Consider the following 16,379-nt stretch of genomic DNA (forward strand, 5'->3'; position numbering starts at 1 on the left):
GTTCTACCCTATGTGATACACCCCAAAACGGCCGTTCTCGGACGGGCTGGGGGGGGCAATTTTCAGTTGTGGAGTAGCCTTTGCCCAATCGTCTGTTACCGGTAAGGTAGTAGCTTCAGAGGATGGTGAGCCTGTTATTGGCGCATCAATCAAAGTAGCTGGTACTAATACGGGTACTGTTACGGACGTCGATGGAAACTTCAGTTTGAATGTTCCAGCCGGCTCCAAGTTGGAGATTACCTATATAGGTATGAATCCACAAACTGTCAAAGCAAGTTCTAATATGAAGATTGTTTTGACTTCTGACAACAAATCCTTGGATGAGGTGATTGTTACAGGTTATGGTAACTTCAAGAAATCCTCATTTACAGGTGCTGCTGCTTCCATGTCAACAGCTAAGTTGAGTGATGTTCCTTCACTTTCTGTTGAAGATAAGCTTTCTGGTAATATCCCAGGAGTTTCTATTTCTTCTTTCTCTGGCCAGCCAGGTGCAATGAACTATATCCGTATTCGTGGTATGGGTTCTATCAATGCAGGTAACGATCCATTGATTGTGATTGATGGTACTCCTGTGAACTCTGGTAACTTGAGTGGTTTCAATGATGGTTCCACACAAGCTGGTTACAATGGTTCTGGTACCAATGCACTTTCTACATTGAACAGCAACGATATCGAATCTATCACTGTTATCAAGGATGCTGCCGCAGCCTCTTTGTATGGTTCTCGTGCAGCCAATGGTGTGCTTGTCATTACAACTAAGAGTGGTAGTGCAGGTAAGACCCAGGTTGATTTCCGTAGCGACTGGGGATTCTCTAACATGGCTATCAACTATCGTCCAACGTTGGATGGTGATTCTCGTCGTGCCTTGATTTATCAAGGTTTGAAAAACTATGCTTTTGATAATGTTGATGGTACAACCGATGCTTCGGCTGCAGCATTTGCTGATGCTAATATTGATGATTATGCAGCAAAACCAGAGAATGGCTGGGCTAATTGGCGTGACGCTCTCTTCAAAAATGGTTCTAGCCAGAACTATCAGGCAAGTGTAACTGGTGGTAATGATAAGACCAAGTTCTATGCATCTTTGTCATATGCAAATCAGAATGGTATTGTTGACCGTTCAGGCTTGGAACGTATGACAGGTAATGTAAACGTTTCCCATCGTTTTGGTAAGTTCAAGTTGGATGCTAGCACAATGATTTCATCTATGCATCAGAACTCTGCCATGGATGGTGGCGCTTCTTTTGCTGGTGCCGTCTCAAGTGCAGTATGGTTCCTCGGCCCTTCTAATGCTATCTATGACAAGAATGGTAATTTGCTGACAAAGACTGATGGTGCTTATAACAATAGTTATAACCCTATTTATGAGAACCAGCACATGTCTGATAGAACCAACACGACACGTTCTTACAGCACCTTGGCTCTCGAATGGAACATTTGGGACAACTTGAAGTTGCGTGAGAAGGTAGCTTACGACTACATCAACTCTACCGAGGATGTGCTTTGGGACAAATTCTGTGGTAATGGTTCTGGCTCAAATGGTGTGATGCAGCGTACTTACAATGAGTGGACAACCATGAACACTCAGACACAGTTGACATACAATAAGTCTTTTGGTGCCCACAATGTGGATGCTTTGCTTGGTTTCGAGACAGAGGCATGGCATAACAACAACTCATACGCTTCCGGTACAGACTTCCCTGGTAACTTGTATGAGTTCGCTAACTCTGGCGATACCTCTATGCAGAGTTACAAGTATGACTCAAAGATGACTTCTTTCTTGGGTCGTGTCAACTACAACTATAACGATTTGTATTATGCTGGTGTAAGCTATCGTCGTGATGGTAGTTCTCGTATGGCACGTGAGAATCGTTGGGGTTCGTTCTGGTCTGTATCTGGTGCTTGGCGCTTTGGTGCAGAAAAGTTCATGGATTCTATCAAGGATATATTGAGCGATGGTAAGATTCGTGTATCTTATGGTGTGAACGGAACTCTTCCATCTGGCTTGTATAGTTACATGAACCTTTATAAGTATGGTGAGTACTACAATGGTAGCAATGGTATGGGTATCATTGGTGTAGCCAACAAGGACTTGAAGTGGGAGCAGAACAAGGCTTGGAACTTTGGTCTTGACTTGACATTCCTCAACCGTATCTCTGTAACATTGGATTACTACGTTCGTAATACATCCAATTTGATTATGAACCGTCCTATCTCTATGATTCCAGGTTACTATGATGAATCTTCTCTGTTGGCTACCATGGCTCAGAATGTAGGTTCTATGCGTAACCAAGGTATTGAGGTGACCATTTCTTCTACCAACATTCAGAAGAAGGACTTCCTTTGGACTACTTCTCTGAACTTTGGTCATAACTCCAACAAGGTAACAGAGTTGACAGGTGATGATGACAAGATTATCAGCGGTGCCATGATTCATCAGGTAGGTAAGCCTTACTATTCTTACTATATGTATGAGTATGCAGGTGTTGACCCTGAGACAGGTTTGGAGAGCTATTACATCAATGATGGAACTGAGAATGCTCGCAAGACCACTACTAATGTAGCTGAGGCAAACAAGACTATTGTTGGTCATCATGAGCCAGCACTTGAGGGCGGTTTGTCTAACTTCATCAAGTGGAAGTTTATCGACTTCAACTTTACTTTGACCTATAAGTTGGGCGGTGACTCTTACGATGCTGCTACTTGGTTGCACGATAATGGTGGTACATACGCCCTCTATGGAGCAATCCCTTCTTACTATAAGTTGGAGGATATGTGGCAGAAGCCAGGCGATAATGCTAAGTTGCCTAAGTTCCAGGCTGGTTATGGTAAGGGTGTGTTGTCTTCTCGTTGGTTGATGCCTAACGATTATCTTCGCTTGAAGAACCTTACCTTAGGTTTCTCAGCACCAAAGGAGTGGATCAGCAACCTTGGCTTGAGCAAGGCTCGTGTATATTTCTCTGCCAACAACTTGTTGACCTGGAAGTCTAAGGATCTTTTTGTTGATCCAGAGACACCAGTGGATGGCTTGTGTACATTCGAAATGCCAGCTTTGAGAACTTATACATTTGGTATCGAACTTAGTTTCTAATTTATAAAAGAACGAAATACAATGAAAGTATTAAAATCAATATATAAGGTAATGGGCTGCGCTATTTTGGCAGCCAGCCTGTCATCTTGCGTCAATGATTGGTTGGACGTAGCTCCTTCTGATGGTACAGATGCCGATGCAGCCTTGACCAGCAGTTCAGACTTGGCTGCTGCGAGAACGGGTATGTACGCGGCTTTGAAGGGAAACAGCAACTTGGTAGATTACTATGGTCAGCAATTCTTCGTTTATGGTGATGTTCATGCAGGTGATGATTATCAGTATAATAATCTTGGTGGTTCTAACCGTGCAAGTTTCTACTATGACATGAACTATCAGACTGCATCTGAGTTTTCATCAAGTACTTCTTCCAGTAACGTAACTTGGAAATCACCATATATTGTTATTGGCCGTGCTAATCGTATCATCGCTGCTGCAGAAGGTGGTGCTTTGAGCGATGCAGCAGAGGCTAAGGCTACTATCGACCAGTATGCGGCAGAGGCAAAGGTACTCCGTGCCCTTGCTCATTTTGACCTTGTTCGTATCTATGGTAAGCCATATACAGAGGATCAGGGTGCATCTCTTGGTGTACCATTGGTAACAGGAGTGCTGGAGTCTAATGCAAAACCTGCTCGTAGCACTGTTGCTGAGGTTTACACCCAAGTAGTGAAGGATTTGACTGAGGCTATCAGCTCTAATGCTCTTGCTACAGAGACAGAACCAGGTTATGTAAGCGTTTGGGGAGCAAAGGCAATCCTTTCTCGTGTTTATTTGAATATGGGTGATTATGCTAACGCCTTGTCTGTTGCTGAGGATATTATCAAGAATTCTGGCGCAGCGTTGTGGACTCGTGACCAATACTTCAAGGCATGGGATGCTTCAACTCCTAATGAGAGTGAGTTCTTGTTCCGTCTCAATGTGGCAGGTTCTACAGACAGCAATGACTTGAATGGTATCGGTAACCTTCAGCAGCGTGAGGGCTACAAGGAAATGGTTGCTACTAAGAAGTTTGTTGACATGCTTACTTCAGACCCAGAAGATGTTCGTAACGAGATGTTCTTGCCTGCAACTGCAGCCAAAGAGGTGGCAACTTATGGTACCAACAAGGTATATCTGAACAAGTTGCGTGGTCAAGGTGGTAATCTTCGTAATGTTACTATCGTTCCAATTATCCGTCTTTCTGAGGTTTACTTGACAGCTGCAGAGTGTGCATTTAGAAATAATGACAAGACTAAGGCTGTAGAGTATCTGAATGATTTGGTAAAGAATCGTACCACAACAGTGGCTTCTTTGGCTACAGTGGATAACATCACACTTGAGCGTATCTTGATTGAGCGTCGTAAGGAGTTGATTGGCGAGGGACAGCGTTACTTTGATGCTTTGCGTAATAACGAGACTATCACCCGTTATACAAGTGAAGCTGATAAGGGTTGGCACAAGACATTGAGCAAGGATGCTCAGTCTTTCGACCGTGATTACTTCAAGGCTATTGCTGCCATTCCGCAGGCAGAGATCAACGCCAACCCTAACATCAAGCAGAATACGGGTTACGGTGAGTAATCGCTGTAATGGAATATTTTAATAAGATAATATTTTTAATCAACGATATAGGAATGCCATGAGTGGCATTTTCTATAAATCTCTCGGGAGAGGCTGGCTGTGAAGCTCGCCTCTCTTTTTTTTGTCTTTTTATTTGCGTATCTGATATTTTATTCGTAACTTCGCACCGTCTAAAGTAATATGGCTATGGAAGAGATAAGAAAATACCCAGTAGGAATGCAAACGTTCTCTGATATACGAGAGGGTAATTATGTGTACGTAGATAAGACAAGGTATATTGTCGATTTCTTGCGTAATGGTTCTAAATATGTGTTTCTGAGTCGTCCAAGACGATTCGGTAAGTCGCTTTTTGTCTCTACGCTCCAGGCATATTATGAGGGCAGGAAGGAACTGTTTGATGGTTTGGCACTTGGCGAATATGAGAAAGAATGGGTGAAACGTCCTGTTCTTCACTTCGACATGAGTACTGCCAAAAATCAGACACCCGAAGGGTTAGAAGAGATGCTGGGCTACATGCTTTCAGAATACGAGCAGGTCTATGGACGTGACGAATTGGCGGTGCAGCCGAGCCAGCGTTTGCAGTCTTTGGTAAAGCGTGCCTATAAGAAGACGGGGCAAAAGGTGGTCGTTTTGATAGACGAATATGATGCTCCTCTCTTGGATGTCGTGCATGAGAAGGAAAGTTTGATGCCATTGCGCTTGGTTATGAGGAAGTTCTATAGCCCATTGAAATATCTCGACCCTTGGCTGGAATTTACCTTTATCACGGGTATCACCAAGTTCTCTCAGTTGAGTATCTTTAGCGAGATCAATAATTTGGATAATATCAGCATGTTCGATCAGTATTCTGCTATCTGTGGTATCAGCAAGACAGAACTACTGACGGTGATGAAGCCTGATGTTGAGTTGCTAGCCAAGTCTTTGGGAAAAACTTTTGATGAAACGGTTGCCGAGTTGAGTTCATATTATGATGGTTATCATTTCAGTAAAAAATCAGAAGATGTGTTTAATCCGTTTAGTCTGGTTAAAGCGTTGAGAAGTAAGGAAATAGCAGCTTATTGGTTTAGTTCAGGTACTCCTGCATACATTATCAACACTTTACGCAAACATCATGTGGGGGTGATGGATATAGAACAGAAATCCGTAGGGGTGGATGATTTCGATGTCTCTCCTGAGCAGATGACTTCTGCTTTACCATTGCTTTATCAGAGTGGATATCTCACCATCAAGAAGTATAACCCTATCTTGCAGAGCTATCAGCTGGATTATCCAAACAAGGAAGTGCGTGTAGGGATGGTTCGTTCCTTGGCTCCTAACTATCTCTCTCCAATATCGTTGAACAATAATAGTTTCATCTTCGACTTTTTGGAGCAACTATATAACAATAATATGGATGGTGCTTTGCAGAAAATGCAGGCTTATCTCGCCAGTATCTCCAATCGACTTGCCAACAAGAACGAGAAGGACTTCCAAACGGTCTTTTATCTCATTTTTAATTTGATGGGTGCTTACATCTTGGTGGAGGAGGATAGTGCAATTGGCAGAGCAGATGCCGTTCTTCACATGCCGGATACAATCTATGTGATGGAATTGAAGTTTGATAAGACGGCTGAGGAAGCTTTGAAACAGATTGATGACAAAGGCTATCTCATTCCTTATTCAGCTGACGGCAAACGAATGGTAAAAGTAGGAATCAACTACGACAGCCAGAAGCGAACCATTGGTGAATGGAAGATAGTAGAAGGGTAAATATTGCTTTTTGTTACTGTTTAAACGAGTGACATTGTATAACACTTTACGAGAACAGGTCTTTCATGGAGAAAAATGGCTGTAGGATGCAATATTATCCCTTGTTCCTTGTTATTATGATATACAAACTGTTGTGGAAATGAAAAAGAAAATAGTTATAATGATGGTGCTGCTGCTTGCTGTTGTGGGAGCAAAGGCACAAGAAGTGGAGAATCCGGTAGGCAGATTCTCGGTAATTCCCCGTATCGGTGTAACTCTGGCTAACTGGAGCGGGTTGACTCTGGAAACTTTGGATGGAACCTCGCTAGAGTCTAAGTATCAGGCAGGATTCATGGGTGGCGCAGATGTGGAATATCGCATAAATAAGAGCCTGGGTATTACGCTGGGTGCTTATTATGCCCGACAGGGTATGCGCTTCCCTGACTGTGAGTTGACTGAGAATGCTGAAAAAGGGGAATATACAGGTATTAAGAATCATCATGTGAACCTCGATTATATCCAGGTACCGCTCATGCTGAAAGCCTATCTTGTAGAGGGCTTGTCGGTGAATGCAGGCGTTCAGGTGGGATTCCTTTGTGGTGACGGCAAGGTTAAAAGAGAGGAAACCGACCTTCAGAAGGACAAGAACGGGTCTATTACATACAAGAATATGCATGAAACCGAAGCTCTTTGGCCTGCCAAGAAGGTGGATGTAGCCATTCCTCTGGGCTTGAGCTATGAATATATGAATGTGATTCTGGATGCCCGTTACAACGTGAGCCTGACGAAGGCTAGCAAGGGTGATTGGGATAACTGTAAGAACAAGGCTCTGACCTTTACCGTGGGTTATCGTTTTACATTATAAAAGAATATTTGGATAGAAATAAGAAAAGCCTCAAATCCGCAAAGGATTTGAGGCTTTTACCTTATCTGATAATCAGATGATTCTATGATTCTTTATCCAACCTGACTTCCTGGCTTAACCTTGCCAAGGAGAGAAGTTACGTTCAATGAGCCGTCGAAGTTGACTGCACTCAGAATCATACCCTGGCTCTCGATGCCCATCATCTTGCGAGGAGCAAAGTTGGCTACGAACAATACGTCCTTGCCGATCAGCTGCTCTGGTTCGTAGTAGGCTGCGATACCTGAGCAGATGGTGCGCTCTACGCCAGAACCATCGTCGATGGTGAACTTCAGGAGTTTCTTAGACTTCTTTACCTTCTCGCAGTTCAGAATGTGACCTACGCGGATATCGAGTTTCTCGAAATCATCGAAGCTAACCTCTGGCTTGATAGGAGCAGCCTGATAAGAAGCTTCCTCGTTAGCCTTCTTGGTGTCAGCGAGCTTCTGGAGCTGTCTTTCGATAACCTCATCCTCAATCTTCTCGAAGAGCAATTCAGGCTCACCGAGCTGGGTACCAGCCTTGAGCAAATCTGTGCTGCCGAGCTGAGTCCACTCGAAGTTAGGCATATTGATCATCTTGCGGAGCTTCTCAGAAGAGAATGGCAAGAATGGCTCGAAGGCGATAGCGAGGTTGGCAACCAACTGCAGGGAGATGTTCAGGATGGTCTCCACACGCTTAGGATCGGTCTTCCAAACCTTCCAAGGCTCACACTCTGTGATGTATCGGTTACCGATACGAGCCAGGTTCATAGCCTCTTTCTGAGCCTCGCGGAACTTGAATACGTTGAGATACTGCTCTACCTTCTCCTTCACGTCCTTAAACTCAGCGATAGCCTTCTCATCTACCTCCTGCAATTCACCACAGGCAGGAACTACGCCGCCCCAATACTTCTTGGTGAGCTGGAGGGCACGGTTAACGAAGTTACCGTAAACGGCAACCAACTCAGAGTTGTTGCGCTCCTGGAAATCCTTCCAGGTAAAGTTGTTGTCCTTGGTCTCAGGCGCATTGGCTGTCAATACATAGCGCAATACATCCTGCTTGCCTGGCAAATCTACGAGATACTCGTGCAACCATACAGCCCAGTTGCGGGATGTTGAAATCTTATCATCCTCCAGGTTCAGGAACTCGTTGGCTGGTACGTTGTCTGGCAAGATATAGTCGCCGTGAGCCTTCAGCATAGTAGGGAAGATGATGCAGTGGAACACGATATTGTCCTTACCGATGAAGTGAACAAGACGAGTTTCTGGATCCTGCCACCACTTCTGCCATGTTCCCCACTTTTCTGGATGAGCATCGCAGAGTTCCTTGGTATTAGAAATGTAGCCGATAGGTGCATCGAACCAAACGTAGAGCACCTTTCCATCTGCACCCTCTACTGGAACAGGAATACCCCAATCCAAGTCGCGTGTCATCGCACGTGGCTGAAGATCCATATCCAACCAGCTCTTGCATTGGCCGTAAACATTGGTACGCCACTCTTTGTGGCCTTCCAGAATCCACTTCTTCAACCAATCCTGATACTTGTTCAATGGAAGATACCAGTTCTTGGTAGGCTTCTTTACGAGACCATGACCAGGGTTATTCTTGTTGGTAGGGTTGATGAGTTCCTCAGGAGAGAGGGTAGCACCACATTTCTCGCATTGGTCGCCATAAGCACCCTCTGCACCACAGCGAGGGCAAGTACCTACGATATTACGGTCGGTAAGGAATTCGCCTGTTACCTCGTCGCAGAACTGCTCCTCTACCTTTTCTTCCAATACGCCCTTGTCATAGAGTGTGCGGAAGAAGTCTGAAGCAAACTTATTGTGAGTAGGCGAAGTGGTACGGCTGTAAATATCAAAAGAGATACCGAAGTCCTCGAAACTCTTCTTGATGAGGTTATGATAGCGGTCAACCACCTCCTGTACGGTAATTCCTTCTTTCTTGGCACGGATAGTAACAGGTACACCATGCTCATCGCTACCGCCGATGAAGACAACATCTTGCTTCTTGAGGCGGAGATAGCGAACATAGATATCGGCTGGCACGTATACACCTGCCAGGTGACCGATGTGCACACCACCGTTGGCATAAGGCAAAGCCGCAGTCACGGTAGTACGTTTAAAGTTCTTTTGTTCCATATTAGCTAATATATTTTTGTTATTTGGCTGCAAAATTACAAAAAATGTTGGAGATAAGAAAGGATTCTCGTCGCTTTTTCTTACTTTTATATATAATAAGGTGTAAAAAAGCTGGGTTCTTTAGTTTTTTATGGTAAGGGAAAGGGGAGGACTGGATACGAAAAAAGGCTCTTTGCATCTCTGCAAGAGCCTCAAATCTTGTACATTTCCTTCAGACTCCTCCCTGATAGGATTGTACCTAACATTATCATTTACCTTTCTAAGAACGATTATTCGTTCTGACAACTTATGTTGTTGACCTTTTACAATCTAATTACCTTAGTATGTAGAAAACGTCCTCCTTATATATTTTTATCTATAGAGAGATTTCTTACATTACGTTCATATAGGCGATAACGGCCAACTCTGCAAGAAGAATTACGAAACCAATCTTCTTTACTGCGTCTGTAATTTTAAAAATGCAATCCATAATTTTAATAGTTTTGTTGTTAATAATTGAACTAGCGTTGTGCTAGCGTTCTTTTTACGTTTGCAAAGGTAATGCATTTTTTTATCCTGTATGGGGTAATTTTTATTAGAATTAGTGATTTTCATAACTTTAAAAGCTAATTTAAATCAAATATTCCACCATAGAGAACAGAATTTACCCTTTATTGGACGATTTTAGTATTCGTCTTTGTCCGATTTTAATAGTATTTTTGAGTTTATGGGGTAATATTTTTGTAGTAACAAAAGAAAATTGCCATTCTAAAACAGAATTGTAATTGTTTTAGAATGGCTATTCTTCTTTTTTTCTCCCTTTTTTTCTTTATAAATCCAACTTTTTAGAGAGAAGGATAGGAAAAATCAGATTTTATCCTTATTATATATGTCCTCTTTCTGCCCAATCGCCTCTGTCGAGGGTTCTGTATCCCACGGCTTCTGCTATATGGTCAGGCTTAATCTGTTCACTTCCTGCCAAATCAGCAATGGTTCGTGCCACTTTCAGGATTCTGTTGTAAGCTCTTGCTGACAACGAAAGCTTCTCCATAGCCATTCGGAGCAGTTCTATGCCTTGTTCATCGGGTTCGGCAAACTGATGAATCATTCTTTCTGTCATCTGGGCGTTGCAATGGATGCCTTTATAATCTTTGAATCTTTCGGCTTGAACTTCTCTTGCCTTGATGACTCTTTCTCTGATCTTGGCACTTGGCTCACCTGGTGCTGCCTTCGATATGTCCTGGAAAGGAACGGGACTGATTTCGCATTGGATGTCGATGCGATCGAGTAACGGACCCGAAATCTTGTTCATGTATCTTTGAATCTGGCCTGGCGTGCAGACACAGCGATGTGTCGGATCACCATAATATCCGCATGGACAAGGGTTCATACTTGCCACAAACATGAATGAACAAGGATAATCTGTAGAATATTTTGCTCTGCTGATGTTGATGTGGCGGTCTTCCAATGGCTGGCGGAGTACTTCCAGGGTGGTTTTGTTGAACTCCGGAAGTTCATCGCAGAACAGAACGCCATTATGGGCGAGCGATATTTCTCCCGGTTGTGGTGATGTTCCACCGCCTACCAGAGCCACTTGAGAGATGGTATGGTGAGGAGACCGGAACGGGCGTTGGGAAATGAGTGATACATTCTTGCCCAGTTTGCCTGCAATGGAGTGAATCTGTGTTGTTTCCAGACTCTCAGAGAGCGTGAGAGGGGGGAGGATGGACGGCAAACGTTTTGCCATCATCGACTTTCCGGAACCTGGAGGACCTACCATAATCAGGTTGTGTCCGCCAGCCGCAGCCACTTCGAGCGCTCTTTTCACGTTCTCCTGACCGCGGACGTCGGAATAATCGTATTCACAATGTGCCTGGTTTTCGTAGAATTCCTTGCGGGTGTCAACAATGGTAGGGGAAGGATTGCTTCTGTCGCTCATGAATTGTATGACTTCGAAAAGCGTTTTCATGCCGTAAACCTCAAGATTGTTTACGACAGCCGCTTCCCGAGCGTTCTGTTCCGGCACAATCAGTCCCTTAAAGTGCTCTGCTCTGGCTCTGATAGCTATCGGCAGGGCACCTTTGATAGGCTGGAGCGTACCGTCAAGGCTCAGCTCGCCTACCATCATGTACTCTTTCAGATGATCTTCTGGAATGTTGTTGTTAGCGCCTAGAAGTCCGATTGCAAGCGGCAAGTCGAAACTGCTGCCCTCTTTCCGGAGGTCAGCTGGAGCCAGATTGATGGTGATGTCGGCTATCGGAAATTTGAAGCCGCTATACTGGAGAGCTGCTGAAATTCGGTTACGGCTCTCCTTGACCGCCTCGTCGCCTAAGCCTGTGAGGTGGTACATGACGCCTCTGTTGAGGCTTACTTCTACGGTTACAGTAGTTACTTCTAGTCCGTTAACTGCTGCACAATATGTCTTTACTAACATATAGGCGTGCTTTTTATGGGTTTTTGACTAGCTCGAAAGTATTTATTTTAGCAGTTGGTCGAGCTTATTGTAAAGCTCTTGCTTTTTCATGCCTCGGGCGATGATTTTACCATTTTGAAGTATGATGTTGTCAGGAAGGTTTCCCAATCCCAACATCTTCAAGGTCTTGTCTTCCAGCATTTCGCCGTTGCAGATGATAGGGCATGTGATAGAGTCGCGCTTGATGTTGTTCTTGCATTCGCTCTTGCTGGCATCCAGACAGAAAGCCATCAGCTTGAGCTTGCCGTTCGATTTCTTCTGACGGCTCTTCAGTTCGCGCTGCATGTCCTGGCTGTCATAGTTATAGGTAGCCCAGGTGTAGAGTACGGCAACCGGAGCGCTGCTCATTTCTGTACTGGAAACGAGTTTTCCGTTGATATCGTATGCTGTAAATGAAGGCAGGGTTGCACCGGTGCCTACATTCTTCATGGTTTCTGCCAATTGCTTCATCTTAGCCAACTGTCCGTTTTTAGGCTGTTCTTTCTCAACGATATTGATGAGTGAGAGCGCCTTGCGGTAATCAGGTTGTGTAGAAGTGATGAAGTATTTTCTGATCAGATAGATGCTGCACACAGAATTCGGATGTTCTCTGACGAAGTCTTCAGCATGCTTTTTAGCCTCAGGTGGCGTATCTTTCAGGATGTTCTGGCGGAATTTTGTCATCAGTTCGTTATCCTCGGTTCCGCTTACCTCCATTTCCTTAAGGTGCGAAGCATCTGCCTTGATTTCTACTGATTTGCCCGATTTTGCGAAGATAGGCTGCTCAGAGAAATTAGGGAAAACAAGCATGATGGTAAAATCTTCCTTACATTCGGTTTCGAAAGTAAAACGGCCGCCTTCTACCTTGATGGTGTCAACGCCTTCGAAGCCCCCGTCAGGACTGTATACATAAAACTCGCCTTGATTCATATTGAGAAATTTGCCTTCAAACTTGAAATGCCCACTGCTAACACCACATGATGTTAAGACCAGCGTAATGAATAAAATGAGGATGTAAGCAAATTTTTTCATAAGGAAAAACTTTAAGGTGCCGCGAGCGGGACTCGAACCCGCACAGCCATTACTGGCCAAGGGATTTTAAGTCCCTCGTGTCTACCAATTCCACCATTGCGGCATGGTAAACGTTAAGAGTTGAGCGGAAAACGGGACTCGGACCCGCGACCCCAACCTTGGCAAGGTTGTGCTCTACCAACTGAGCTATTTCCGCGTTATGTGGGTGCAAAGGTAATGCTATTTCTTTAAATATCCAAACGATTTACATTTTTTAAGACAAGAAATTGCCATTTTTTTCGTTTGCCCTCTGTTTCTGCTTAGTTTCCCACGTATATATCGGTTCCTTTGCCGCCGTAGGTTACCCGATATTGCATCAGCGGCTTGTCGCTTTTGCTCTTTCCGCCGCTTGTGATGGTTCCGTTTTCCAGGCTGTAGATGCGTTTGCATTTGTCGCAAATTACCGATTGGCGGTTGCCGGTCCATTCCAGCGGATAGTTGGTGCCGCCATATTGTTCCAGACAGTTGGGGCATTGGCGGTCCCAGGCTACAGGTCCGCTGAAGTTTGTAAGTCCCATGATGAAGCCATTCTTCCTGGCATCTTTAGGGTCGTTGCCCGCTCCCAGATAGGTATAGTTGGCATAATTCTCCTTGGCTGTAGAGAGGATGATGGTTTCCGTCTGGTTTTTCCCATCGTTTAATGTAGAATAGATATTCCAGGCTCCATTCACCTTTTTGGCGCTAACCATCGTGTAGACGCCCGTTCCGTTGAGGGCTGTTTCCAGACTTGTGCCCGGATGGTATTGCGATTTGAAATAGAACTGGCAGGGATATTTGGTGCTGATACTGTTTTCTGCATTGCACGAACAAAGTAAGAGCATAGCTATTCCAACCATGCTCTTCACCTTATTATATATATATACCTTATTATATATGCTATTCTTCATGCAGAAACCTTTCAGTCTTTATTTCAGAAGATTCTTCTCGGCATTCTCCATGCGCTCGAAGTGGAACTCAGAGAGGGTCTGCTCCATCAGCGCCTGAATCTTGTCGTTGCAGAGATTGCCGATGCTGCCTTCGTGAGTATGATGAATATCCTTGTTTGGCTTGAATTCGCCAGCCTCGATTTCCAGTCCTACCTTCTTGTAAGCATCGCGGAATGGCATGCCGTTGGCTGCAAGCTGGTTCACTTCTTCTACTGAGAACATAGGGTCGTAGCGAGGATCGTCAAGAATATGCTCGTTTACCTCCATCTTGTTGATGATGTAGGCAGCCATCTGCAGACAGTCCTTCAACTCGTCGAAGGCAGGGAGGAACATTTCCTTGATAATCTGGAGATCGCGGAAATAGCCTACTGGCAGGTTGTTCATGATGAGCATTACCTGCTGTGGAAGGCTCTGGAGCTTGTTGCTCTTGGCGCGAATCAACTCGAATACGTCTGGATTCTTCTTGTGTGGCATGATGCTCGAACCGGTGGTGCACTCCTTAGGCAATTTCACGAAACCGAAGTTCTGGCAGTTGAACATGCAGGCGTCGAAAGCCATCTTTGCCAAAGTTCCTGCCACGGTAGCCATGGCGAAAGCCACGTTGCGCTCCATCTTTCCTCTGCCCATCTGTGCATAAACCACATTATAGTCCATGCTGTCGAAACCGAGAAGTTCGGTGGTCATGGTGCGGTTCAATGGGAATGAACTTCCATAGCCGGCAGCGCTACCCAATGGGTTGCGGTTGGTCATGCGGTAAGCAGCCTGAAGGAAGAGCATGTCATCGGCAAGTCCTTCGGCATAAGCGCCAAACCAGAGACCGAATGATGAAGGCATAGCCACCTGCAGATGGGTGTAGCCCGGCATCAGCACGTCCTTATACTGGTTGCTCTTCTGAATCAGCTCGTCGAAGAGAATCTTCACGGCATCCACAATCTCCTTCAACTCATGACGGGTGAAGAGTTTGAGGTCTACGAGAACCTGGTCGTTGCGTGATCTACCCGAATGAATCTTCTTGCCCATGTCGCCCAGTTTCTGGGTGAGCATCAGTTCTACCTGGGAATGAACGTCTTCCACGCCGTCTTCTATTACGAATTCGCCCTTGTCGGCGATGGCGTAGATGTTTTTCAGTTCGGCAAGGAGCTGGGTGAGTTCATCTTTCTCCAGGAGTCCGATGCTTTCGAGCATGGTGATGTGTGCCATACTGCCCAGCACGTCATACTTGGCGAGATAGAGGTCGAGTTCGCGGTCTCTTCCTACGGTGAATCTTTCAATTTCCTTGTTTACTTCGAAGTTCTTTTCCCAAAGTTTATGTGCCATAATTTCTTTATTTATTAATCCTGGTAAGGAATCATCGCAAGCGCATCAGCAATCTTTTCGATGCCTTCCTGCAATGGCTTCTTCACCATACCCTTGATAAACATGTTAAGTTCTGCCTTGATGGTGAGTTTCATTTTGCATGAGAACTCGCTGGTAGGGAGCAGCTGAATCCAGAAGTTGAAAGGAACAGGGCTGTTTTCTGTTTCAAACTTGATGGTCTTAGGCTCCTCGCGGTCGATGATGCGCATCTTGATTTCACCCACCATAGGTGCTGTGATAGAGATGCTGTCGCTATCAAACTTGAGGTCCTTCAGCTTTTCCATTTCCTTTCTCTTGTCCTCAGGAATCTGGTCTTTCACCTGCTCGAAGCGGTCTTTGAGCATCTGCAGGTTGTTCAGATCGCTCAATGTACGGTAAACAGATTCCTGCTTGTGAGGAATCTGTTTGATATTACTTTCGAATGTACTTGTACTCATTATTGATGGGTCAGCTTGATTACTTCTTCCAGTTAGCTGGGTCCTTGCGCCACTCGTGGAGCAGCTCTACGTCTTCCTGCTTGATATAGCCAGTCTCCAGAGCCTCTGCCACTACGTGCTCATAGTCGGTCAGAGTAACCAGCTTTACGTTAGCATCAGCAAAAGCCTTCTCGGCGATAGGGAAACCATAGGTGTAGCTAGCTACCATGCCCACAATCTCGTTGCCGTTCTTGCGGAGAGCCTCTACTGCCTTGAGAGAGCTGCCGCCGGTAGAAATCAAGTCTTCTACTACCACAACCTTAGCCTTAGGGTCGAGCTGACCTTCGATGAGGTTCTGCATACCGTGATCCTTTGGTTTAGAACGAACGTATACGAAAGGCATGTTCAGTTCGTCAGCAACCAAAGCACCCTGCGCGATGGCACCAGTAGCTACTCCGGCTACAGCATCAGCCTCTGGGAACTGCTCCAGGATAGCGTGAACGAGCTCAAGCTTTACATAATTGCGGAGTTCTGGGAATGAGAGAGTCTTGCGGTTATCGCAATAGAATGGTGACTTCCAGCCAGAAGCCCATGTGAATGGATCATTAGGCTGCAACTTGATAGCCTTTACTTTCAATAACTTAGATGCGAATTCTTTCTTCAGTTTGTCCATAATCTTTAAAGGATTAAATTATTATTAATTATTTTGCAAAGGTACAATGATTTTTGCACACGGCGGCTATATTTAGGGTTAAAATGTTTTAACTCTCGGCAAAAAG

The 16,379-nt window shown here is 44.9% G+C and carries 11 protein-coding genes and 2 tRNA genes; 4 read left to right on the top strand and 9 right to left on the bottom strand.

The window, feature by feature from the left end:
• The first annotated feature begins 46 nt into the window (after window positions 1-46).
• The 4 genes from KSW37_RS08520 to KSW37_RS08535 all read left to right on the top strand — a co-directional run bounded on the left by KSW37_RS08520 (window position 47) and on the right by KSW37_RS08535 (window position 7,241).
• Window positions 47-3,091, top strand: a complete 3,045-nt coding sequence (locus KSW37_RS08520; protein WP_217314098.1) for a SusC/RagA family TonB-linked outer membrane protein — start codon at window positions 47-49, stop codon at window positions 3,089-3,091.
• 21 nt (window positions 3,092-3,112) lie between these two features.
• Window positions 3,113-4,648 carry a RagB/SusD family nutrient uptake outer membrane protein gene (locus KSW37_RS08525; protein ID WP_217314069.1) on the top strand — a complete coding sequence of 512 codons (1,536 nt, stop codon included), beginning with the start codon at window positions 3,113-3,115 and terminating at the stop codon, window positions 4,646-4,648.
• Window positions 4,649-4,834: 186 nt separating this feature from the next.
• Entirely contained in the window at window positions 4,835-6,397 is a 1,563-nt protein-coding gene (locus KSW37_RS08530) for an ATP-binding protein (protein WP_217314070.1), read from the top strand.
• 139 nt (window positions 6,398-6,536) lie between these two features.
• Complete coding sequence (locus KSW37_RS08535) at window positions 6,537-7,241, top strand: porin family protein (RefSeq protein ID WP_217314071.1); 705 nt, start codon at window positions 6,537-6,539, stop codon at window positions 7,239-7,241.
• Window positions 7,242-7,333: 92 nt separating this feature from the next.
• On the opposite strand, the gene metG is transcribed toward KSW37_RS08535, so the two are convergent.
• The 9 genes from metG to pyrE form a co-directional block, all read right to left on the bottom strand.
• Window positions 7,334-9,400 (bottom strand): methionine--tRNA ligase, encoded by a 2,067-nt coding sequence (gene metG / locus KSW37_RS08540; protein ID WP_006848073.1) that lies wholly within the window; start codon window positions 9,398-9,400, stop codon window positions 7,334-7,336.
• Between the two features lie 862 nt (window positions 9,401-10,262).
• Window positions 10,263-11,813, bottom strand: coding sequence for a YifB family Mg chelatase-like AAA ATPase (locus KSW37_RS08545; RefSeq protein ID WP_217314072.1), 1,551 nt, complete (start codon window positions 11,811-11,813; stop codon window positions 10,263-10,265).
• Between the two features lie 42 nt (window positions 11,814-11,855).
• Window positions 11,856-12,863: a DUF4369 domain-containing protein gene (locus tag KSW37_RS08550; RefSeq protein ID WP_217314073.1), complete on the bottom strand. Its 1,008-nt coding sequence runs from the start codon at window positions 12,861-12,863 to the stop codon at window positions 11,856-11,858.
• A 17-nt stretch (window positions 12,864-12,880) separates the two neighbouring features.
• Window positions 12,881-12,966: transfer RNA gene (locus KSW37_RS08555), tRNA-Leu, on the bottom strand.
• A 20-nt stretch (window positions 12,967-12,986) separates the two neighbouring features.
• Window positions 12,987-13,059, bottom strand: a tRNA-Gly gene (locus KSW37_RS08560).
• A 103-nt stretch (window positions 13,060-13,162) separates the two neighbouring features.
• Complete coding sequence (locus KSW37_RS08565; protein WP_217314074.1) at window positions 13,163-13,789, bottom strand: hypothetical protein; 627 nt, start codon at window positions 13,787-13,789, stop codon at window positions 13,163-13,165.
• An 18-nt stretch (window positions 13,790-13,807) separates the two neighbouring features.
• Complete coding sequence (gene argH, locus KSW37_RS08570) at window positions 13,808-15,145, bottom strand: argininosuccinate lyase (RefSeq protein WP_217314075.1); 1,338 nt, start codon at window positions 15,143-15,145, stop codon at window positions 13,808-13,810.
• 14 nt (window positions 15,146-15,159) lie between these two features.
• Complete coding sequence (locus KSW37_RS08575; RefSeq protein ID WP_118081288.1) at window positions 15,160-15,621, bottom strand: SRPBCC family protein; 462 nt, start codon at window positions 15,619-15,621, stop codon at window positions 15,160-15,162.
• 19 nt (window positions 15,622-15,640) lie between these two features.
• Window positions 15,641-16,273, bottom strand: coding sequence for an orotate phosphoribosyltransferase (gene pyrE, locus KSW37_RS08580; protein ID WP_006848066.1), 633 nt, complete (start codon window positions 16,271-16,273; stop codon window positions 15,641-15,643).
• Window positions 16,274-16,379 lie beyond the last annotated feature (106 nt).

Origin of the sequence: Segatella copri (assembly GCF_019127135.1) — a bacterium.
In the GTDB taxonomy this organism is placed as follows: Bacteria; Bacteroidota; Bacteroidia; order Bacteroidales; family Bacteroidaceae; genus Prevotella.